We start from the raw sequence: 21,668 nt of genomic DNA, 5'->3' as shown, positions 1-21,668 counted from the left end.
TAGGCGTTTCAGCGTTTGAAATCACGTTCGATGATGCGGATATCGTGGGTTTGTAGCGCACCTTGACCGTTCGTCATATCTGTCAGCCAATCGAGCGCTACAGTTGTCTCTTCCACGGGTACTGAAACGTGAAACGTGACGAGGTCGGCGTACGAGATGTCGTCGAGCAAGTAGGTAGACTGTCGCAATTCATTCTCGACTTTGCCGATCCAGGTGTAGTCGACGGTAAGCGTCAATTGTTGCATTTGCAAGCGTTCGACAATCCCGATCGCATCGAGTCCTTCGCTGACGGTCCCACCGTATGCCCGGATGAGTCCGCCTCCGCCTAATTTGATGCCTCCGAAATAACGTGTCACGACGACGACCGTGTCTTTGAGGTGACGTTTCCGCAACACCTCGAGCATCGGCATGCCCGCTGTACCACTCGGCTCCCCGTCATCGTTCGCTTTCTGATGTTCATTCCGTTCCCCGATGATATAGGCAGAACAGTTGTGGTTCGCGTTCCAATGCTCTTTTTTGATGCCTTGGATAAACGTCTGCGCCTCTTCCTCGGTTTCGACACGTTTGAAGTGGGCGATAAATTTTGACTTTTGTATGACGACTTCGTATGTTCCACTTTGTTTTATAGTATAATTTGACTCAATAGACATTTCTGAAAATTCTCCTTTCTATTTTTGAATATTTTTTTTAGAATTCAAGTAGGCACATACGCTTCAATTGGCGAATGCAATTTATAGAAAATCTCTCATGTTCACTGTAAACCTGGTTTCAAGTGGACGATATATAAGGATAGATGAGGATTAACTACCGAACTATTAGGGGATGGCATCGTGAATCATATTACCGATCGGACAGCTTTAGAACATATCATAACAAATATGATTGAAACGGTGACGGAAAGTAAAGAGGAGATTGTCCGTATAACCGAAAGTTCATCAACTGAATATTCAGCGATTCAAAACGAGTTGAAAGAATTGACGGATAAAATCGAGTTCTACATCGAGGAGTCCGATCGACTCGACCGACTCGTGAAAGCCGCAAAAGCCAAGCTCGTTCAAGTCAGCAAAAAGTTTCATATACATAGTGAGCAAGAAATTCGTGACGCCTATGAACGGGCGAATCAGATGCAACTGGAGCGTTTTCTCGTTCAAAAAGAAGAGATGGCGGCCCAGCAACGTCGTAACGATTTAGAACGACGTCTTCTTATATTAGAGGACACGATCGAACGTGCCGAAAAACTGATCGGTCGTGTCAGCGTCGTCTTGAACTTCTTACGGGACGACCTGCAACAAGAATATTCGGACATGATGAAAAAGCAGGAGATGGCCATCGGTGTATTTGAAGCGGCCGAACGTGAACGGCGTCACCTCGCTCGTGAGATGCACGACGGACCGGCGCAATCGCTTGCCCATATTTTGATTCGTGCCGACTTGATTGAAAAGACGTTTGATAAACGAGGGAAAGACGAAGCGTTTGCCGAATTACATGAATTGAAAAAGTTGATTCGTGGGGCGCTCGTCGACGTACGTCGCCTGATTTACGATTTGCGTCCGATGTCGCTTGACGATTTAGGTTTTTTACCGACGCTCGAGCGCTATCTCCACCAAACGGAGGAGTATACGGCCATCAAGACACGTCTCAACTATCGCGGGTCACGTGCCCGTCTGCCGGAGAAGTTAGAGATTAACGTGTTCCGTCTCGTGCAGGAAGCGGTGCAAAATGCGATCAAGCATGCCAAGACGCCAGAAATCATCGTCAATGTCGAACAGGCGAGCGATGTGATTCACCTTCACATCCGCGACTATGGCATCGGTTTCGAACCGAGTTCGATTGGCGAAGAGTCGTTTGGGATCGTCGGGATGCGTGAGCGAATTGAGTTGGTGAACGGAAGTATCACCATTGACTCGGAAGTCGGCAAGGGGACGGTCGTCCGCATGTCGATTCCGATTCCGTGAGAGAACAAGGGGGAAGACATACATGGAAATGACACAGACACGCATTGCAATCGTGGATGATCACGAACTGTTCCGCGAAGGATTGAAGCGGATTTTTGATTTAGAAGATGAATTTACGGTCGTCGCAGAAGGACGAACGGGTCGCGAGGCGATTCGCATCGCCGGGGAACAAAAACCGGAAATCATGATCTTAGATATCAACATGCCGGACATGAACGGGATCGAGGCGACAAAACAACTGTCACTCCTTTCACCGGAGACGCGCGTCCTCATCCTCTCGATCCACGATGATGAGTCGTATATCACGCATGCGCTTGAAGCGGGCGCGTCCGGTTTTCTTTTAAAAGAAGTGGCGTCGACCGAATTGATTTCGGCGGTCCGTGCCGTCGCTCGGGACGGGGCTTACCTACACCCGAAAGTGACGACGAACGTTTTGAAAGAATACCGTCGCCTCTTACAATTCAAAGGGGAACAAACGGGTCGGGGCGTCGAAAGTCGCACGGATGACCCGGTGTATCAATTGTTGTCACGTCGTGAGGTCGAAGTGTTACACCTTCTCGCAGATGGTCGGTCGAACCGAGACATCAGTGACATGTTGTTCATCAGTGAGAAAACGGTAAAAAACCATGTGTCCTCTGTCCTCCGTAAAATGGATGTGAACGACCGGACGCAAGCGGTCGTCGATGCGATTCGCCGGGGATGGGTCGAGATTTGAGCGTCACCGATGCTTTACCTCGTTTTTGTGTTACAATATGGAATGGAATCCTAACATAATTGGAAAATGAAACGACGTAAAGTGAGGATATAGTATGGGAAACATTGCGATTTTAACCGACAGTACCGCCTATCTGTCGGATGATTTTTTGGCACGACATGACGTCCATGTCGCTCCACTCAGTGTCATCTTCGATGGCGCGTCGTACCGCGAGTCGATCGATATGTCGACGGAGGCGTTTTATGAGCGAATCGAGGCAGGCAAACTACCGACGACGTCACAACCGGTCATCGGGGAGACGGTCGAGTTGATTGAGAATTTACCGGATGATGTGACGGACGTGATCGCCATCACACTCTCGAGTGGTATCAGCGGAACGTATCAGTCGATGGTCGCGTTAAATGATATGGTCGACGTGACCGTTCATGCGTTTGACTCTGAGATTTCTTGTATGCCGCAAGCGTTCTTGGTAGAAGAGGCGTTAAACCTCCGTGACAAAGGCGCCACGCCGGAAGAAATCATCGCCCGACTTGAGACGGTCCGTGACTCGATTCGTGCCTATTTCGTCGTCGATGACCTCGATCATCTGCAACGTGGTGGACGATTGAGCGCTGCGCAAGCGCTCGTCGGCTCATTCTTACAAATCAAGCCGGTCCTCCACTTCCAAGACAAGTTGATTGTCCCATTTGAGAAGATTCGTACGTATAAGAAGGCTGTACGTCGAATCGAAGAAATGATGGACGAGTCGATCGCAGGTGACGGTGAGGGATACTGTATCGGAATCATTCACGCCAACTGCCCGGAGCGTCAGGCGGAAGAAATCGCTTCGATGAAACAGAAGTTCCCGAAAGCACACATCTCGGGAAGCCATTTCGGTCCGGTCATCGGAACGCATCTCGGACCTGGTGCAATCGGCATCACTTGGTATCGTCGCGAATGGTAAACCACAAGACGACCGCTATTGGTCGTCTTTTTTAATGGAGGAGGGAATGCGATGGCGAAATATCGCCAAATATTTGAGCGGTTGGCAGAAGAGATGCGGAACGGCACGAGACCTGCAGACTCGAAACTCCCGTCGGAGACGGAGCTGATGCATCAGTTCGAGGCGAGTCGGGGGACGGTCCGTAAGGCACTCGATCTCCTACAGGAGAACGGATACGTTCGAAAGCACCACGGGAAAGGCGTCTTCGTATTGAAGCGCGACCAAATCGAGTTTCAATTCAACGGCATCGTCAGTTTCTCGGAAGTGTACGCCAGCATGCTCGGTCACTCCATCCAGACGCACGTCGCGGCGTTCGAAGAGATGGAGGCTCCATCTTGGCTCGCCGAACGGATGAACTTGAAGCCGGGGACGCATGTGTTTCGCATCGAACGGGTCCGGAATTTTGACGGGGAGAACGTCATCTTAGACATCAACTATTTCGTCAAAGACCTCGTTCCTGGATTGACAGAAGAGATTGCTGCTCGTTCGATTTATGGCTATATCGAAGGGGAGCTTGGCTTACAGATCAGCTACGCCAAACGGAAGATTGCGGCGGAAGACGTGACCGAGCTCGACCGGATGCGTCTTGATTTGCACGACTATGAATATGTCATCGTCATCACGAACGATACGTTCTTATATGAAGGACAACAATTCGAATATACGGAATCCCGTCACCGGTTGGACAAGTTCCAGTTCAGTGACGTCGCCCGGCGCTAAAACCTCTTTCGAACAGGAAGAGGTTTTTTGTTTGAATGAGCTCGATCAAGGGGATTTTTCACAAGAGAATTTGACACAAAACCTCCCTGTTAAACTTATCTATATAAGTTGTTGACTTAACTTATATAGATAAGTTATACTTTGTTTGTACTCATAAGTAACCGTTTTCATTAGAAGTTTTCAAACAAAGGAGGACAATAAACATGAAGGCAGATTATCGTCAAATTGCCGCAGACATCCTTGAAGCGATCGGCGGCAAAGACAACGTGGACAAAGCCGCACACTGTGTGACACGTCTCCGTCTCTCCCTCAAAGACCAGTCAAAAGTCGATGAGGCACGTGTGAAAGAAGTCGATCTCGTCAAAGGGGCGTTCGAGAACTCGGGCGTGTATCAAATCGTCATTGGAGCCGGTGATGTCGACCGTGTCTATGCCGAGTTCATCAAACTCGCAGGACTCGAGGCGGCAACGGTCGCCGAAGTCAAATCCGCAGGCGGCAAAAAAATGAATCCGCTTCAAAAACTCGTCAAAGTCTTCTCTGACGTCTTTATGCCAATCATTCCAGCCATCATCGTGGCCGGTCTCCTCATGGGGATCAACAACTTACTTGCTTCTGAAGGTCTCTTCATCGACGGGCAGACGCTCATCGAGGCTTATCCGAACTTACAAGGACTTTGGGACCTCATCAACATGATGGCGAACACGTCATTCGTCTTCTTACCGGCACTTGTCGGATGGTCGGCGACGAAACGTTTCGGCGGAAGTGAAGTGCTCGGGATTGTTATGGGTCTCTTGCTTGTCCACCCGGACCTCTTGAACGCTTGGGGCTACGGAACAGCGGCACTTGAAGGAGAAGTACCGACGTTCGATATCCTCGGATTGTTCGAGATTGAGAAAGTCGGATATCAAGGTCAAATCTTGCCGGTTCTCGCTGCGGCTTATATTTTGAGCCAAATTGAGATGTTCTTGAAAAAACGTGTACCGAATGCGATTCAACTCTTGGTCGTTCCGATCACGACAATCGTCGTCACTGGATTCCTCGCACTCGCAATCGTTGGACCAATCACACGTGGAATTGGTAATGTGATTGCGACAGGACTCGTCAACACGTTTGAAGCCGTACCGGTCGTTGGGGCACTCCTCTTCGGATTGTTCTATGCACCACTCGTCGTCACAGGAATGCACCACTTGTTCATCGCCATCGACCTTCAGTTGATCGCAGATACAGGCGGTACGTTCATCTGGCCGATGATCGCACTCTCAAATATCGCACAAGGTTCTGCTGCACTCGCGATGTTCTTCGTCTACAAGCACAACGCGAAGCAAAAGAGCATGGCATCGACTTCAGCGATCTCGGCTTACTTCGGGATCACGGAGCCGGCGATGTTCGGGGTCAACTTGCCGAATAAATTCCCGTTCTACTCTGCAATGATCGGGTCAGCGATCGCAGCCATCTTCATCACATTGAATGATGTTCAAGCAATCGCAATCGGTGTCGGAGGACTCCCTGGATTCCTCTCAATCTTCACAGACAAAATCCTTCTCTTCATCGTCGGGATGGTCATCGCGATCATCGTACCGTTCGCGCTTACGTTCATCTTGTCGAAGCGCTACATGAAGAAAGGTGAAATCGAAGAAAATAAAGTCGCATAAGCATTGACTCGGGAGGGAGGGACGGCAGTTCTTCCCTCTTTCCTATTGAAATGAAAACTCTTACAAAAAGGAGATGTCGTTGATGACACAGAAAAATTGGCGCAAATCAGTCGTCTATCAAATTTACCCGAAAAGCTTTTATAGTCCGGAAGGAAACGCGACCGGATCGATCAAAGGGGTGACGGCGAAGCTAGATTACTTGGCAGAACTCGGCATCGAATACATTTGGATGACGCCTGTCTATCAGTCACCTCAACACGACAACGGCTATGACGTGAGTGATTACTATGCCATCGACCCGTCTTATGGCACGATGGAAGACCTCGACGAATTGATCCGTGAGGCAGAGGCGCGGGGCATTGGCCTCATGATGGACATCGTCGTCAACCACTCGTCGACAGACCATGAATGGTTCCAGAAATCATTGGCGGGAGACGAGCGGTACCGTGACTACTACATCTGGCGCGACGAGCCGACGAACTGGGAATCGAAGTTCGGTGGGAACGCGTGGGAATATGACGAGAAGAGCGGGCAATACTATCTCCACTTGTTCGACGTGACCCAGGCCGACTTGAACTGGGAAAATGAACAGATGCGTGAAGACGTCTATGAGATGATGCGCTTCTGGCGCGAGAAAGGAATCAAAGGGTTCCGTCTCGACGTCATCAATTTGATCTCAAAAGAACAAGATTTCCCGGAAGACGAGTCGGACGGTCGGAAGTTCTACACGGACGGCCCACGCATCCATGAATATTTGAAAGAGATGAACCGAGAAGTATTTGACGGGCATGACGTCATCACGGTCGGGGAGATGTCGTCGACGACGCTCGACCATTGCGTGCGCTATTCGAACCCGGACGAGAACGAGCTCAGCATGACGTTCAGCTTCCATCACTTGAAAGTCGACTACCCGAACGGCGAGAAGTTCGTCGCCTCCCCGTTCGACTTCATCCAGTTGAAAGACATCATGTCGACATGGCAACAAGGGATGCACGGGAAGGGATGGAACGCCATCTTCTGGTGCAACCATGACCAACCGCGCGTCGTCAGCCGTTTCGGGAACGACACGAACCATCGCGTCGAGAGTGCGAAGATGCTTGCGACCGTGCTCCACGGTCTCCAAGGAACACCGTACATCTATCAAGGAGAAGAGATCGGGATGACGAATCCTGGCTTCGATGACTTGAACGAGTACCGTGACATCGAGACGCTCAACAACTATAAGTTGAAACGCGAAGAAGGCGTGTCGCATGAAGACATGATGGCAGCCATCAAACAAAAGTCACGCGACAACTCACGGACGCCGATGCAGTGGGATGCGACGACACATGCCGGCTTTACGAACGGCACACCGTGGATCAACGTGGCACCGAACTACCAGGAAGTGAACGTCGAAGCGGCGCTCGATGACCCGAACTCGGTGTTCTACCACTACAAGAACTTGATTGCATTACGAAAAGAACTTGACGTCTTGACGGACGGGGACTATACGCTCCTCACGCCTGATTCGTTAGACGTTTGGGCATATACACGGAAGACCGACCGCGAGGAGCTCCTCGTCGTCGCCAACTTCTATGGAACGGAAACGACGTACACCATCCCAGAAGGTTTCGAGCGGGTGAGCGTCGTCAGTCACAACTACGACGTGCCTGAGCTCGACGGGACGACGTTGTCCCTTCGTCCGTACGAGGCGATCATGTTCTACAAACAGAAATAAGCAGGTAGGACCCGACTTTTTCGTCGGGTCCTATTTGTGTTTAGTCAATCGGTTGTCTTCCATAAGCCGAGTCGTACTCAAAGATCCACTCTGTTAGCGTGAAAGGAAAAAGGAGCAAAGGGATATGGGGGAACTCATCGTCGCATCTAACGGGACGCGCGCCATCCGTTTTGGCATCTGCCAACGCTGTCTCAGCACGGACGTCCGGGCGTTCACCTGTCACCACGGGTCGTGTGCCTATTGTCGGAACTGTCTTTATCTTGGACGTGTCTGCCGATGTGATTTTCTACAAGAACAGGACATCACGACACCACTCGAAACGACCGAATTGACGATGCCGTTCGAGCTCGCACCAGCCCAAATGCGGGTCGCAAATCAACTGCTCACATGGTGGGACGAACGGAAGACCGGTCTTGTTCATGCGGTTTGTGGCGCCGGGAAGACTGAGATGACGTTCCCGGTGATCGAGCGGGTCGTCAATGAAGGGAAGCGGGTATTGATCGTCTCCCCGAGGAAAGATGTCGCCATCGAATGGGTGGAACGGCTCGAACAAGCATTCACCGTGCCCGTCACGAGACGGTACGGGGGTGGGGAGAAAGACTCCATCGGAATGATTACGGTAGCGACCGCACCGTTACTACTCAATCTACGTGACGTATTCGATTATGTGCTCGTCGATGAGTCCGATGCCTTCCCGTTCGCTTTTGACGTGACATTATGGCGCACCATCTATCGGGTCGGAAAAGGGGTGTTTATCTTCATCACGGCGACCCCGACCGCTTGGCAACAGATGGTTTCGACGGTGCATCTGTCCCGCCGTTTTCACGGCTTCGACTTACCCGTGCCGACACTCGTCAAACAGTCGGACGAACAGATTTTCGACTTCTGTCGACGTCACGCCGCAAAACCGCGTCTCCTGTTCGTGCCGACAAAGCCTCACCTCGAGCGATATCGCAAAACGTTAGAAGAAGCAGGATTTACATGTCGGACGGTATCGGCCGAGACCGAGGAGCGGACCGACGCGCTGCACTGGCTCCAAGAAACGAAGGGAATCGTCCTCGCGACATCGATCTGGGAGCGGGGGATGACGGTCCGGGACGTGCAGGTCGGGGTGCTAGAGAGCGAACATCGGCTCTTCACGACACGGGGGCTCATCCAAATGGCCGGGCGGGCCGGACGAAAGCCGGATGCGCCGACAGGGGAGGTCTGTTTCTTTTATCATGAACGGACGTTTCGGCAAGATCTCGCCATCCGGGCGATCGTGAAGGCGAACAGTCGATGAAATGCCTTCTCTGTCACCAACCGATGACCGTCCCTTGGACACCGGCCACGTTATGGCGACGCGACTGGGTGTGCCCGTCATGTGAGGACCGACTGACGCCGCTCGGGACAGGCTGTCCGCGCTGCGGTCAACCGAACGAGACGGGGGAGACGTGCTCAGATTGCATCCGCTGGCTCGCACTCGGCTCTGATTTGACCGTCCGTTGTCTGTACGCCTATGACGAGGCGGGAATCGAGTGGCTACATCGCTTCAAATTCAGTGGGGACGTCGTCATCGCCGCATCGGTCGCACCAAGACTTCGGGCACTGCGAGAACCTGGTGCGACATATGTGCCCATCCCGCTCAGTGACGAACGACACAGGTCGCGTCGCTTCAATCAAGCGGAGGTGCTCGCACAAAAGGTTGGTCCGACCCGGCAACTGATCGAGAAAACCGAGGTTTCGAGTCAACGCGAACTCGGGAAAGAAGAAAGACGACACCGAACGAATCCTTTCACTGTACCAACTTCAGTGAAATGTGGGAAAATCATTCTTGTAGACGACGTCTATACGACAGGGACGACGCTCCATCAGGCGGCATTTTCGTTACGGCAGGCAGGTGCGACAGAAGTTTCTGCGATTTGCTTATTTCGGGCGCTAAACAAATCAAAAACCCGTCCGATATAAAAGGCAGAGGTGAAACCAATGGATGCAGCATCTTGCCAAATGTGCGGACGCTTGTTTATGAAACAAGGTCGCTCGCCTTATTGCCCATCATGTAGTGAAGTCGACTTCCAAAACTTTTTGAAAGTTCGTGACTTCATTCGTGAACCAAAAAACAAATCAACGAACATCGGCGCCCTCGTCGAAGCGACGGGTGTGTCGGAACTTGATATCACGCGATATATCCATGAAGGACGCCTGATCATCAAGGACAACCCGGAACTCCTCGTCGGCTGCGTACGTTGTGGTCAACCGACGAACGAAGGGAAAGTCTGTTCGAACTGCCAGAGAGATATGCAGAAGGAACTGTCTAGTCTACAAGAGAGCTTGACGAAGTCGTCAAGTGCTCGCGCTTATCGTTTGGATTAACATCATGAAGAGGGGGAAGACGCATGCGCATCGATTCAGCCAAGTGGGTACATTTACCGAACACTTATGAAAAGAAAACGCAAGTCGAGCCGAAGCCCGCGCCATCACGCCAAACGGACCAATTGTCAATCTCGGCGGAAGCCCGCGCCCGGTTTGAAGAACCGGTGAAACATCCGGACCGTCTCGCAAAAATCGACGCTTTAAAAGCAGAGATTGATGCGGGCACGTATTCACGGGACGCGCGTGAAATCGCCAAACGCTTTCTACAAGGATGAATGGAAGCGAGGTCCGTTTGAGGCCTTCGCACTGAATAACACGGCACGGAAGCTGACTAAATAAGGGGTACCCCTTTCTTTAGTCGGCTCTTTTTTTGGAAAAAGGAGAGACTCATGCTCACATTACATAAACGTTTACTCGAATTGGCCTATACGAAAGAACAGCTACTCGTCCAAAATGACATGGCTGCTTTTAGCGCGCTCGTCAAAGAAGAGGCGAAACTCGTCCGACAAATCTCACAAAAAGAAGCGGAACGACTTCAAGGGACGTATGAATTGGACGATGAAGAGATAGAGGAACTGAGACCGGTCTTGTTCGAGTTGAAGCGTCAGAACGAATTGAACGCATCGCTTCTCGAACAGTCCCTTCGTTATATTACCTGGCACTTGGATATGCTCTTGCCAGAAGCAGATGATTTCACATACGGACAACAGGCGTTTGAAACACGCTCGTTCAGCCGTGACGTTTAAGGAGGAAGTACAGAATGGGCTCAACATTTATGGGATTAGAGACGGCGCGCCGCAGCCTGACGACACACCAATGGGCGTTACAGGCGACGGGGAACAACGTGGCGAACGCCTCAAACCCTGGCTATTCACGCCAACGCCTCACCCTCGGGATGACGGAACAACTCTCGGTCAACTTCGGTGGCACGAAAGCCGGACAATTCGGAACCGGGGTACGCGGGGAGACGCTCGCCCGGATTCGTGATCTCATGATCGACCAACAGTATCGCGACGAGTCGGTGAAGAATGCGTTCTATGCGACGAAAGAGGCGGCGTTCGGGCGGATGGAGGACATCATCAACGAACCATCCGAGAACGGCCTTGCCAAGTCGCTCGACTTGTTCTGGGCATCGCTTCAAGACTTGTCGGTCAACCCGGACGATACAGGTGCACGAAGCGTCGTCCGCCAGCGGGCGATGACGCTCGCCGAGACGTTCAATTATATGTCTTCGTCGCTGACGAAAGTGCAAGATGACTTGAAAGCAGAAGCGGGCGTCGTGTCGAAAAAGATTAACGACCTGTTGACGAAGATCAATAACGTGAACCGTCAAATCGGGGACGCGGAACCACTCGGCGTCTTGCCGAACGAACTGTATGACGAGCGCGACCGTTATATGGACGAGCTTTCGCAATATATCGAGTTCGAGCGTGTGCCCGTCGATTACTTGAACGGGGAGACGCGTGGGAACTCGCAACGTGTCGCAGAAGGACGGATCGACATCCAGATTACCGTGCCAGGAAATCCGAATCCGATCAAATTGGTCGATGGTATCACGGGTGGTGTCGGGGAAGTGACCGAGTCGTCGTATCGCGCGGCAGATGCTGCGACAGCTGAGACGATGACGCTCCAAGACATGCCGAACGGCAAATTACGAGCACTCGTTGAGATGTACGGAAGCCAATCGGGTCCTGAAGCGGCGGATGGGGCGTATACGAAGATGCTCAAAGACTTAGACGAGATGGCGAGCGTGTTCGCGACGGCGTTCAACGACGCACACATGACGAACAAAGAGGCATCAGGGACCGACGGACGAAACGATTTCTTCGTGAACGCAGGGACGAACACGAACACCGACATCAAAGCGTCGAACATCGAAGTGAACGAGACGTTCATGAGTAACCTTGACTTGATCGCTGCCTCAAAAGACGGCAATATCGGGGATGGGAGCGGGGCACTCGAACTCGCACGCTTAAAAGAGATGGCCTTAAGTTTTGCCGGGTCGGCCACGACGACGACATCAATCGGGAAGTACTATCAGAACGTCATCGGGAACATGGCGGTCGAGGCGAGCCAGAACGCGAACCTCGCGAAGAGCACGTTCGCCCTTTTGAGTAGTTCGGACCAGCGCCGTCAGTCGGTGAGCGCGGTGTCGCTCGATGAAGAAATGACGATGATGATCCAATATCAACATGCATACAATGCGGCGGCACGGAACATCACGGCCGTCGACGAGATGCTCGACAAAATCATTAACGGCATGGGTGTCGTTGGGAGGTAATGACTGATGCGTGTCACACAGACGATGCTCACACAGACGAACTTGAAACACTTATCGAGTAGCTATAGCACGCTCGCCCGCGTCCAGGAACAATTGATCAGCGGGAAACGGATTCAAAAGGCATCGGAGGACCCGGTCGTCGCGATGCAGGGGATCCGATACCGGACCGAGGTACGGGAAGTCGACCAGTTCCGTCGCAACGTCAGCGAGGCGACGAGCTGGATGGACATGACGGACTCGACCTTGAACGAGGTCACCGAGGCCGTCAAACGGATTCGGGAATTGACGACGCAAGCCGCGAACGACACGTATGAGTCGTCACAGCGCGCGATCATCAAGAGTGAGGTCGACCAGTTGATCGAACATATCGGCTCACTCGCCAACTCGAAGGCGGGCGAGAAGTATATTTATAACGGGACGAAAACGGATCAACCGCTCATTGACATGCAGGCGCTGAAAGACTATTTGAATGAAGCGCCAGGAGCGACGCTCGAGTCGATTTATGGAACGGACGGTCCTCCGACGGCGAGCGGGAAAATTGAGTTCGAAGTCTCAAAAGGCATCACGATGCAAGTGAACATGCAGCCGGAGACCGTCTTCGGACGAGAGCTCTTTGAAGGGTTGAAGCAACTGAGCGGCTTGCTCGCCGATGAAAATACGGGAGGTGCCGACTTATCTGCCCAACTCGAGACGCTCGATACGATCGGTCAGAACTTGATCACGGAGCGGTCGGAGCTCGGTGCCCGGGCGAACCGTTTGGAGCTCGTCGACAACCGTCTGCAAGACCACGAGATCATCGCGAAGACGATCATGTCTGATAACGAAGACATCGACGTCGAGAAAGTGATCATGGAGTTGAAGTCACATGAGACGGTACACCGCGCCGCACTTTCTGCCGGGGCCCGTATCATTCAACCGACGCTCCTTGACTTCCTCCGGTAATCGGTCATGAATCTCGCGAGACTTGAAATGCGGCAAACGTTTGCTGCCATCCAGATGACCTCGAACCGACCGGTGCTCGAGATGCGTCAAGGTCGGGCGGACATGTCGATGCAGCAAGGGAAAGCTGAGATGACGCAACAGACGACTCAAGGGAAACTTGAGATCGACTCGTCGGTGGCACGGAGTGAGAGCAACCTGAAAGGGGCGCTCGAACTCGGTCAATCGTTCGGACAGATGGGGGAACAAGGAGCCCGCGAGGCGATGATGAACATCGCCCGTGAAGGGGACCGCATGATGCGCATCGAGAACGGCAACCCGATTGCTTCGATGGCGGCAGAGAAAGTGAACGACCCGTATCCGATCGTCGAGATGGGCTATATGCCGAAATCGATTGACCGTGTCAAGTTGACGTATACGCCGGCGGATGTGAAAATCGAATGGAATATCACACCGCCACAGATTGATGTATCGCTCACACCGGCGGACATCTCGTTCACGCCATGGACGACGGACATTTCTCTCCGTCAACAGGCATCGCTCGAGATGTGGCCGGTCGGTGGGATGTATGATGAAACGCGTTGAAAGTGAGGACAATCCATGTTCATTGAAACAGACTACTTTGGCAAGATTGAAATAAATGAAGCGGAGACGATCACGTTTGTCAGTGAGATTCCGGGATTCCCGGAATCGAAGACGTTCGTGTTGATTCCGTACGGGGAAGAGCTGCCGTTCTGGTCACTCCAGTCAATCGAAGAGAAAGCGTGTGCGTTCGTCGTGACGAATCCGTTCTGGCATAAGTCGGACTATGCGTTCGAACTGTCGGAGGGGGCGAAGGATCAGCTCGGGATTGAAGAAGCGGAACACGTCTCTGTCTACTCGATCGTCACGCTCCGTGAGCCGTTTGATACATCGACGCTCAACTTGAAGGCACCGATCGTCATCGAGACGAAAGAACGTCGCGGGAAGCAAGTCATCTTAGACGATGCCTACCCGGCCCGTTATCCGCTCGGCGGCACGAAGACGGAGGTGCGCTGATGCTCGTATTGAAACGAAAACAAGGTGAGGCGATCCATATCGGAGATGACGTGACGCTCACCGTGCTCGCCATCGAGGGAGACCAGGTGAAGCTCGGCATCGATGCCCCGCGCCATATCGATATCCATCGTCATGAAGTGTATATTCAGATGCAAGAAGAGAACGAGTCGGCACGGAACAGTGCCAACTTGATGAAACAGATGATCAAAAAGCAGTCGGAAGCGTGAGCTTTCGACTTTTTTTGTAAATATAGAATGTAAGGGTGACATTTTTCACCTGGTTGGGATAGGATGGAAACGGAAAGGGAAGGAGGCGAATCGATGGGAACGGTCATCAACCAGTTTTTTATTAATATCAGTATCATCTTTTTACTCATGTCGCTCACGTTCTATGTGATGCGGACGGTCTTGCCGATTCAACCGTCCTCCCCGCTGTTCGTCCGTTTTTGGTTCGGGGTATCGAACGGATTGACGGCGATCTTGTTGACCTTAAACGCCATTGAGCTTGGCGATGCGAGGATCGATCTCCGTCTCATCCCGATTGCCTTGTCGGCAACGTACGCCGGACCGTTCGGTGCCGTCGTCACGCTCGCGCTCATCTTTATCGGACGCATGACCTTGCATGGAATGAGTGCCCCGTTCGTCGATTCGATTCTCATGTTCGTCGTCTTTTACATCTTTTCGCTTCTCCTCTCGCGTGTCCCGATGCATCGATCACGAGGATATGCCGTCTATGTCGGATTCGGTGCGCTCCTCGTCTTGATTCGTGTGACCGGCAGTGTGGATACGATGGTGTTCGTGAACGTCTTCATCCCGTACTTCCTTATGCTGTCGCTCGGGGCGTGGCTCTGTTACTGGGGGGCGAAGAAGCTCGAGGCGCATCTATGGATGTTCCTCCTGCATACGCATCGGGCGACCGTCGATGAATTGACGGGACTCCCGAACCGTTACCGGACGCTCGAACAGATGAACGACTTGGAGATGTCCGGGAAGCCATGGACGTTACTCGTCATCGATGTCGATCACTTCAAGCAGTTGAACGATACATATGGTCATCTAGCAGGAGACGCCGCGCTCCGACATATCGGTCAGACGCTCGAACGGCACTGTCCGCCAGGCGGGTTCGTCGGTCGTTACGGCGGGGAGGAGTTCTTGCTCGTGATCGAAGGGTGTGAACAGGCGAAAGAAGTGGCCGAATCGTTAGTCGAGACGGTGCGCCACACGACGTTCGAATGTCAGGGCGAGGTCATCCCGATGACCGTCTCGATCGGTGCCGCGGTCGCCGGGCACGAACCGAGCATGGTCGTGTTCGAACGAGCGGACGAGGCTTTATATGATGCGAAACGGAATGGACGGGACCAGGTCCGCTTCGCCTAAAAAATCCCCTATAACCGTTGGCAAATGGTGTCCAGCGGTTATAGGGGATTTCACGTTTAGTGAATGTTTTTCTTCTTGAACTGTCCGCCGCGGACGTCGTGAATGTTGCCGATGGCGAGGAACGCCTTTTCGTCATAGTCGTCGAGGATGTCTTTTAATTTCGTCTCCTCGAGTCGGCTGATGACCGTGAAGACGACCTTCTTCCCGTCTCCCGTGTAGGCCCCTTCCCCGTGGAGATACGTCACGCCTCGACCGAGCCGGTCCATGATCGCTTGACCGATTTCTTCCGGTGCGTTCGTGATGATCCACGCCGCCTTCGACTGATCGATCCCTTCCAAGACGACATCGATCGTCTTGAACGCGATGAAATACGTGAGGAGCGAGTACATCGCCCGGTCCCAGCTGAAGACGAAACCGGCCGTCCCGAGGATGAAGATGTTGAAGAACATGACAATCTCTCCGACTGAGAACGGTAATCGGTTCGTGAAGGCGACGGCGAGAATCTCGGTCCCGTCGAGCGACCCACCGGCGCGGATGACGAGTCCGATCCCGGCACCGAGCAAGAAGCCCCCGAAGACGGTCGACAACAGCAAATCGTCCGTGAACGGCTTGATGTCATGCAGGACGATCGTGAACGCCGACATGAGGAGGATCGCCGTCAACGTGACGACGGCGAACGTCTTCCCGATTTGCCGATAGCCGAAGTAGATGAACGGCAAGTTGAAGAGGACGAGCCAGATGGCGAGTTTCGTCTCCGTCAAATACGAGACGATGATCGAGACCCCGACGATCCCACCGTCGATGATCTGGTTCGGAACGAGGAACGCCTCCAGGCCGACCGCGAAGACGAGGGAACCGAGTAGCAAGAGGACGACTTTCGCAAACAGTTCGGACGCTTTGATCGGATTATGTTCGCGCCTTAAGCGCTGCACTTCCTCCGGTGTCGGGGAAGGCATGGGTGTACGCTGCATACGTGGTGCCCCCTTTCCATTTTCTTAAGTATACCAAAACGAGCCGATACAAAATCCTTTGCGACAGAGAATCTAACATGAATATTCAGAATAGATTGATGATTCCCTGTAAATTATTTCAGTATTATTTTGTGGTAGGCTAAGAAGGTTGTTGAACATGAGAAGGAGGTCAATGCATCATGAAACGAGAGAATAGAGCCTGGTTGATGGGGTTTCAAATCATCATGAACATCATCGGCGGACTCATCGCGGCGTATGGGTTGGAGTCCGTCCTCATCCCGAACAACGTGTCGGACGGGGGCGTCACCGGTATCAGTATCGTCGGGTCGCAACTCACGGGATTGCCGCTCGGGATCTTTATCGGGATTCTCAATATCCCGTTCATCTATCTCGGGTATAAACAAATCGGGAAAAGTTTCGCCATCCTTTCGGTCACAGGGATTGCGTCGTTGTCTGTCGGTACGGTGATTATGCACCATGTCCCGACCATCATCGAGGGCGACGCGCTCCTCATCACCGTAGTCGGCGGAATCATCCTCGGGTTCGGGATGGGGATTTCCCTCCGTAACGGGGGGGCGCTTGACGGGATCGATATGCTGGCCGTCCTCTTGTCCCGTAAACTGCCGTTCGGAACGAGTGACTTGATTCTATTTTTGAATACGTTCGTCTTCATCGTCGTCTCGACAGTGTTTGGGTTGCAAGGAGCCGTCTTGTCGGCGATCGCCTATTTCATCGCCTCAAAAGTGATTCATATCGTCGAAGAGGGATTGAGCGGGGCGAAGACGTTCAAAATCATCACGAGTGAACCGCATGAAATGGTCGAGACGATTCGGGATCGTCTCGGACGGAGCGCCACGTTGAATCAGATCCAAGGGGCGTATTCAAAAGAGAGCTATTACGAAATCACGTGTGTCATCAACCGGCTCGAAGAAAGAAAGATCAAGGACATCATCGATCAAGTCGACCCGAAAGCGTTCGTCGTCGTGTACGAGGTGACAGAGGTCAAAGGCGGTAATTTCCAAAAACGCGATATTCACTGACGGATGGCCACGTGCCGTCCGTTTTTTTACCTCCGCACATGTGAACCCGTAAGGCAGGAAATCGGACGCAAAAAGTGGAATGAGACGAGGCAAGGGAAAGGGGAGGATGGAGCATGTATGCACTGATCGGAAAGCTCGTCACAAAAGCGGGACAACGGGACCGACTCGTGGCGATTTTATCGGAAGCGGCACGGGAGATGGAGGCGACGTCGGACTGTGAATCGTATCGGGTCCACGTATCGCTCGACGAGGCGGACACGGTGTTCGTCTATGAAGTGTGGCGGAGTGAGGATGCACATGCGGCGTCGTTGTCGCTTGCTGAAGTGAGGGCATATATCGATCAGGCGAAGCCCATCCTCGAGCGGATGGAGCGGATCGCCGCGCTCGAACTGCGGACGTGACGGAATCATCGAATCAACAGGCGGATGACTACGTGTCGTCCGTCTTTTTTGCAGGAGAAAGAGGTGGATACCGAGAACAAGACAGGATTCGGAAAGGAGGGAACGTATGCGTCCACTCATACTCGGGGTCTTCGCGGCCTTGTTTTTTGCGAGCACGTTCGTGTTGAACGAAGTGATGCAAGTCGGGGGAGGAAGCTTCGCCTATAGTGCCTCGCTCCGCTTTTTATGGATGATCCCGTTGTTGATAGTGGTTGTCGCCTTACGGGGTGGACTCAAGCGGGTCATCTCGGCGCTTAAAGACAATCCGCGTCCGTGGATCGTCTGGGGGACGGTCGGGTTCGGGTTCTTTTACGTTCCCATCTGCCTCGCGGCCGAGGTCGCACCTCCTTGGCTCATTGCGGGCACGTGGCAAGTGACGATCGTCGCAGGGGCGCTCTTGTCGCCACTCTTTAAGAAAGCAGACGGTTCCCGCGAACAGATCCCGTGGCGAGGACTTCGATTCTCGAGCCTGATCTTGATCGGGGTCGTCTTGATGCAAGTCGAGTTCTTCGAATCATTCGAGCCTCGCTTCTTTTGGCTCGGTGTCGTCCCAGTCGTGATCGCGGCTTTCGCGTATCCGCTCGGCAACCGCAAGATGATGCAACATACGGACCTCGACGTGTTCGAACGCATCCTCGGCATGTGTCTCGGATCGCTCCCGGTCTGGTTCTTGTTGTTCGGGTACGGGTTGACGACGGGTCGTCCCTCATCGTGCCAGCTCGGGCAGACGTTCCTCGTCGCCTTGTTGTCAGGGATTGTCGCGACCGTCCTGTTTTTCAAGGCGACGGACCTCGTCAAACACGACATGGGAAAACTGGCGTCCGTCGAGGCGACGCAGGCGCTCGAGGTGTTGTTCGCCCTCATCGGTGAGCTCCTATTCCTTCATGCGGTCATGCCGTCCCCAATCGCTTTGGTCGGGATCACGCTCGTCATGGTCGGCGTCGTCTTCCATAGTCGGAGCCAATTTATCGAGCTCCCGATGGCAATCGAAAAGGAAGCATAAAAAACACCTCGCTCCTTCGAGCGAGGCATTGTCATGAACTTGTTGTCAAACTGCCTTTGACTTTGTCGTAGAAGTCATCCATCATACCGGTACGGCTACCGAGTTGGCAGATGAGTTCGAGCGTTTCTTTATAGAACTTCTTGACGAGTCCTTTGTTTTTGATTCCGTCCATCGACGCGAGCGTCTTGTCGAGGTTCTCTAAAATCTCTTTAATCTGTGCGTCCGAGTCTGGTTTGACGACTGTCATGTTCTCCGGGATGCTGACGACCTTCTCTTGACCTTGATGGCGGAACGATGCGCCGAAGCCAAGGTTCTCAATGAAGAGGTGCGGCATGACCTTTTGACCGAAGAAGTGCTTGTGCCAGTCTGTCGCTTTCATCGTGTCCATATCTTGTTTGAACGTGGAAGCCGTCGAGACGTATTGTTTAAACAAATCTGTCATGAATTTTTCGATGACCGGGATTTGAAGGGCGAAGACGTTTTTCAAGAGCGCGTCGAGCTGAGCGCGCGTCAAAGTAGTTTCGTTAGACATGTCAGTTCCTCTTTTCTCTAGTACGTTATTACCATCGTATGGGATTGACGGACGGTCGTCAATGTAAGGGGAAACATTTTTTCAGAATATTTGATGAAAAGTCATCAACTTGTGGGATAATCAAGTGAAGACATCAACAACTAGGGAGTGGTTCTTGTGAACAAATCGATGAAATGGGCGCTCGCGCTCGGTGTGACAGGTGCATTGGTGGCAACGGTCGGTGTCGTCTCGTCCCGGGGACGGACAGAGGATACGACGCAAACGATTCGTGACCGAGAGCTCGGGTACGAGATCATCTTGCCATCAAAAATCGTTGCGGCGATTGAGCGCGGTGACGTCTATATCGAGAAGACACAGGACGTCGTCGACATCGGTGACACGAAGAGCTACAGCACGTTCGATTTGTACTATAACGTCGAGGACGGCGACGACCAGCTCTTGTTCCACTTGGACTTGATCGACCGTGAGTTGACGGAAGAGGCGTTCGCGACGGAGGTCGGGTACGGCAACTATCTCGGCACGAACGACAAGACGTTCTTCTGGGTCGAACCGACAGAGGCCGTCCCAGGCGCGGAGGCGCATACGGATGAAATCGCTGAATTGATCGAGACGCTCCCTGAGTTGGAGTTCCGGACGTTATAATCTCGTAAGTTGGCTCGCTACGGCGGGCTTTTTCCTTTGTGCTACAATACAAATGAGGTGATGTTTATGAATTGGACAGTAGAAGAAGTCAAGCAAGCGGATGATGTGAAAACGTTAGAACAGGCGGTCAACACGAGCGATAAGATCGACGTCAAAGTCGGTCACGAGTCGGTCGGACAGAACGACTATGCAGTATACGACGGCGAGACGCTCGTCGGGTATCTCATGCTCTTCCCGTATCTCCCGAACGAGTATGAGGTGAACGCGCTCGTCCATCCGGAATACCGGAAGCAAGGCGTCTTCACGGCACTGCTCGAGACGGCAAAACGGGATGCGAAACTGAACGGCTGTGAGGCGTTCACGTTCGTCATCGACCGGAACTCGGCATCTGGGAAGGCAGTGCTCGAGCACCTTCAGGCGGCGTACCAGTTCTCGGAATATAATCTCGTCTTGAAGAAGGCGGAGCTGTTCTTGAAACCGGACGAGGTATCGCTCCGTGAGGCGACAGCGGACGACCGTCCGCTCATCATCGCGACGCTCAGCGAGGCGTTCGGTGACCCGGTCGATGTGACGGAAAACATCTATCAACAAATCGATACACCGGACCGCGTGACGTATATCGGCGAAGTCGACGGCAAACCGGTCGGCGTCATCCGTGCCCTTCTCGTCGGTGAAGATGCGGCAAGCATCCACGCGTTCGGCGTCAAAGCAGGAGAGCAAGGCAAAGGCTACGGCACGAAGATGTTGAAGCAGATGGTGCAACAATTGTTCCGCATGGGCCGGACGAAAGTCGAGCTCGATGTCGAGACGGAAAACAAGGCGGCGCTCGAAATCTATAAGCGCGCCGGCTTTGCAGAGAACGGTGGCTATGAGTTTTACATGATCGAATTATGAGGTGAACCACATGGTGAAAAATCTGAAATGGCTCGGTGCAGCGTTTGAAGCATTTCTCGGGATTCCGATTCTCGGTGGTCTTTTCATCATCGGGATGGGGTATTCTCCCCTCGGATTCATGTTCGTCTATCACGTCATCGTGTTGATTCTCTCGTTCAGTCGACTGAACCGATTCTCGTACGGCGCGGCCGTCGGAATCACGGCATCGGTCCTCGGGTTCATTCCGATCGTCGGGATGATGCTCCACTGGGCGGCAGCAATCACGCTCGCGATTGACGCGGCGACGACTCCACGACGGGTGACGCGAGTCGAACGTGACGATGAAGCATTTTAACGTACTCCTTTCTGGGGTGCGTTTTTTCATTGACCAAACGTTCAACTGAAAACGCTATACATTCATTGGAAATCGGACGATATAG

Annotated in this window: 26 protein-coding genes; 23 read left to right on the top strand and 3 right to left on the bottom strand. The window is 52.7% G+C overall.

Annotation, left to right across the window (positions count from 1 at the left end):
- Positions 1-8: 8 nt before the first annotated feature.
- Positions 9-650, bottom strand: a complete 642-nt coding sequence (locus tag KNP04_RS03620) for a YigZ family protein (protein WP_214874677.1) — start codon at positions 648-650, stop codon at positions 9-11.
- 180 nt (positions 651-830) lie between these two features.
- Here KNP04_RS03620 and KNP04_RS15475 point away from each other — a divergent pair, with 180 nt between their 5' ends.
- From KNP04_RS15475 to KNP04_RS03535, 17 genes are all read left to right on the top strand, one after another.
- The gene (locus KNP04_RS15475; protein WP_214874676.1) at positions 831-1,955 is read left to right on the top strand and encodes a sensor histidine kinase; all 1,125 of its coding nucleotides are present in this window, start codon (positions 831-833) and stop codon (positions 1,953-1,955) included.
- Between the two features lie 22 nt (positions 1,956-1,977).
- The gene (locus tag KNP04_RS03610; RefSeq protein WP_285801203.1) at positions 1,978-2,670 is read left to right on the top strand and encodes a response regulator transcription factor; all 693 of its coding nucleotides are present in this window, start codon (positions 1,978-1,980) and stop codon (positions 2,668-2,670) included.
- Positions 2,671-2,764: 94 nt separating this feature from the next.
- Entirely contained in the window at positions 2,765-3,613 is an 849-nt protein-coding gene (locus KNP04_RS03605; RefSeq protein WP_214874675.1) for a DegV family protein, read from the top strand.
- A gap of 51 nt (positions 3,614-3,664) precedes the next feature.
- Positions 3,665-4,372: a trehalose operon repressor gene (gene treR / locus KNP04_RS03600; RefSeq protein ID WP_214874674.1), complete on the top strand. Its 708-nt coding sequence runs from the start codon at positions 3,665-3,667 to the stop codon at positions 4,370-4,372.
- Between the two features lie 203 nt (positions 4,373-4,575).
- Positions 4,576-6,024 (top strand): PTS system trehalose-specific EIIBC component, encoded by a 1,449-nt coding sequence (gene treP, locus KNP04_RS03595; protein ID WP_214874673.1) that lies wholly within the window; start codon positions 4,576-4,578, stop codon positions 6,022-6,024.
- An 82-nt stretch (positions 6,025-6,106) separates the two neighbouring features.
- Positions 6,107-7,741 (top strand): alpha,alpha-phosphotrehalase, encoded by a 1,635-nt coding sequence (gene treC, locus KNP04_RS03590; RefSeq protein ID WP_214874672.1) that lies wholly within the window; start codon positions 6,107-6,109, stop codon positions 7,739-7,741.
- A gap of 124 nt (positions 7,742-7,865) precedes the next feature.
- Positions 7,866-9,023: a DEAD/DEAH box helicase family protein gene (locus tag KNP04_RS03585; RefSeq protein WP_214874671.1), complete on the top strand. Its 1,158-nt coding sequence runs from the start codon at positions 7,866-7,868 to the stop codon at positions 9,021-9,023.
- Between the two features lie 23 nt (positions 9,024-9,046).
- A complete protein-coding gene (locus KNP04_RS03580; RefSeq protein WP_214874670.1) occupies positions 9,047-9,688 on the top strand; it encodes a ComF family protein in 642 nt (213 codons plus the stop codon).
- A gap of 57 nt (positions 9,689-9,745) precedes the next feature.
- Positions 9,746-10,093 (top strand): flagellar protein, encoded by a 348-nt coding sequence (locus tag KNP04_RS03575; RefSeq protein ID WP_251129818.1) that lies wholly within the window; start codon positions 9,746-9,748, stop codon positions 10,091-10,093.
- A gap of 23 nt (positions 10,094-10,116) precedes the next feature.
- The gene (locus KNP04_RS03570) at positions 10,117-10,368 is read left to right on the top strand and encodes a flagellar biosynthesis anti-sigma factor FlgM (protein ID WP_074033759.1); all 252 of its coding nucleotides are present in this window, start codon (positions 10,117-10,119) and stop codon (positions 10,366-10,368) included.
- 114 nt (positions 10,369-10,482) lie between these two features.
- Positions 10,483-10,839 carry a flagellar export chaperone FlgN gene (gene flgN / locus KNP04_RS03565; protein WP_074033757.1) on the top strand — a complete coding sequence of 119 codons (357 nt, stop codon included), beginning with the start codon at positions 10,483-10,485 and terminating at the stop codon, positions 10,837-10,839.
- Between the two features lie 14 nt (positions 10,840-10,853).
- Positions 10,854-12,374, top strand: coding sequence for a flagellar hook-associated protein FlgK (flgK, locus tag KNP04_RS03560; RefSeq protein WP_214874669.1), 1,521 nt, complete (start codon positions 10,854-10,856; stop codon positions 12,372-12,374).
- A 6-nt stretch (positions 12,375-12,380) separates the two neighbouring features.
- On the top strand, positions 12,381-13,316 hold the full coding sequence (gene flgL / locus KNP04_RS03555; protein WP_214874668.1) for a flagellar hook-associated protein FlgL: 936 nt from the start codon (positions 12,381-12,383) through the stop codon (positions 13,314-13,316).
- Positions 13,317-13,322: 6 nt separating this feature from the next.
- Positions 13,323-13,898, top strand: coding sequence for a DUF6470 family protein (locus KNP04_RS03550; protein ID WP_214874667.1), 576 nt, complete (start codon positions 13,323-13,325; stop codon positions 13,896-13,898).
- Positions 13,899-13,913: 15 nt separating this feature from the next.
- Complete coding sequence (fliW, locus tag KNP04_RS03545; protein ID WP_214874666.1) at positions 13,914-14,351, top strand: flagellar assembly protein FliW; 438 nt, start codon at positions 13,914-13,916, stop codon at positions 14,349-14,351.
- Positions 14,351-14,578, top strand: coding sequence for a carbon storage regulator CsrA (gene csrA, locus KNP04_RS03540; RefSeq protein WP_214785909.1), 228 nt, complete (start codon positions 14,351-14,353; stop codon positions 14,576-14,578). Before fliW ends, csrA begins: the two co-directional genes overlap by 1 nt.
- Positions 14,579-14,671: 93 nt before the next feature.
- Complete coding sequence (locus KNP04_RS03535; RefSeq protein ID WP_214874665.1) at positions 14,672-15,727, top strand: GGDEF domain-containing protein; 1,056 nt, start codon at positions 14,672-14,674, stop codon at positions 15,725-15,727.
- Positions 15,728-15,783: 56 nt separating this feature from the next.
- On the opposite strand, the gene KNP04_RS03530 is transcribed toward KNP04_RS03535, so the two are convergent.
- Entirely contained in the window at positions 15,784-16,698 is a 915-nt protein-coding gene (locus KNP04_RS03530) for a YitT family protein (RefSeq protein ID WP_214693643.1), read from the bottom strand.
- Positions 16,699-16,877: 179 nt separating this feature from the next.
- On the opposite strand from KNP04_RS03530, the gene KNP04_RS03525 reads away from it, so the two are divergent.
- The 3 genes from KNP04_RS03525 to KNP04_RS03515 all read left to right on the top strand — a co-directional run bounded on the left by KNP04_RS03525 (position 16,878) and on the right by KNP04_RS03515 (position 19,181).
- Positions 16,878-17,738 carry a YitT family protein gene (locus KNP04_RS03525; protein ID WP_214874664.1) on the top strand — a complete coding sequence of 287 codons (861 nt, stop codon included), beginning with the start codon at positions 16,878-16,880 and terminating at the stop codon, positions 17,736-17,738.
- Positions 17,739-17,851: 113 nt separating this feature from the next.
- Complete coding sequence (locus KNP04_RS03520) at positions 17,852-18,139, top strand: putative quinol monooxygenase (protein WP_074033738.1); 288 nt, start codon at positions 17,852-17,854, stop codon at positions 18,137-18,139.
- 106 nt (positions 18,140-18,245) lie between these two features.
- A complete protein-coding gene (locus tag KNP04_RS03515) occupies positions 18,246-19,181 on the top strand; it encodes a DMT family transporter (RefSeq protein ID WP_214874663.1) in 936 nt (311 codons plus the stop codon).
- Between the two features lie 31 nt (positions 19,182-19,212).
- Here KNP04_RS03515 and KNP04_RS03510 read toward each other — a convergent pair whose 3' ends face one another.
- Positions 19,213-19,713 (bottom strand): hypothetical protein, encoded by a 501-nt coding sequence (locus KNP04_RS03510; protein WP_074033734.1) that lies wholly within the window; start codon positions 19,711-19,713, stop codon positions 19,213-19,215.
- Positions 19,714-19,869: 156 nt separating this feature from the next.
- Between KNP04_RS03510 and KNP04_RS03505 the strand changes: the two genes are divergently transcribed.
- The 3 genes from KNP04_RS03505 to KNP04_RS03495 all read left to right on the top strand — a co-directional run bounded on the left by KNP04_RS03505 (position 19,870) and on the right by KNP04_RS03495 (position 21,583).
- Positions 19,870-20,355, top strand: a complete 486-nt coding sequence (locus tag KNP04_RS03505; protein ID WP_214874662.1) for a hypothetical protein — start codon at positions 19,870-19,872, stop codon at positions 20,353-20,355.
- A gap of 66 nt (positions 20,356-20,421) precedes the next feature.
- Positions 20,422-21,249, top strand: coding sequence for a GNAT family N-acetyltransferase (locus tag KNP04_RS03500; protein ID WP_214874661.1), 828 nt, complete (start codon positions 20,422-20,424; stop codon positions 21,247-21,249).
- 10 nt (positions 21,250-21,259) lie between these two features.
- Positions 21,260-21,583, top strand: coding sequence for a hypothetical protein (locus KNP04_RS03495; protein WP_214745921.1), 324 nt, complete (start codon positions 21,260-21,262; stop codon positions 21,581-21,583).
- Positions 21,584-21,668 lie beyond the last annotated feature (85 nt).

The organism is Exiguobacterium sp. CH10 (assembly GCF_018617635.1).
Classification (GTDB): Bacteria; Bacillota; Bacilli; order Exiguobacteriales; family Exiguobacteriaceae; genus Exiguobacterium; species Exiguobacterium aestuarii_A.
Note: the sequence above shows the minus strand (reverse complement) of the source record. Positions and strands in the feature narration are given on the sequence as shown.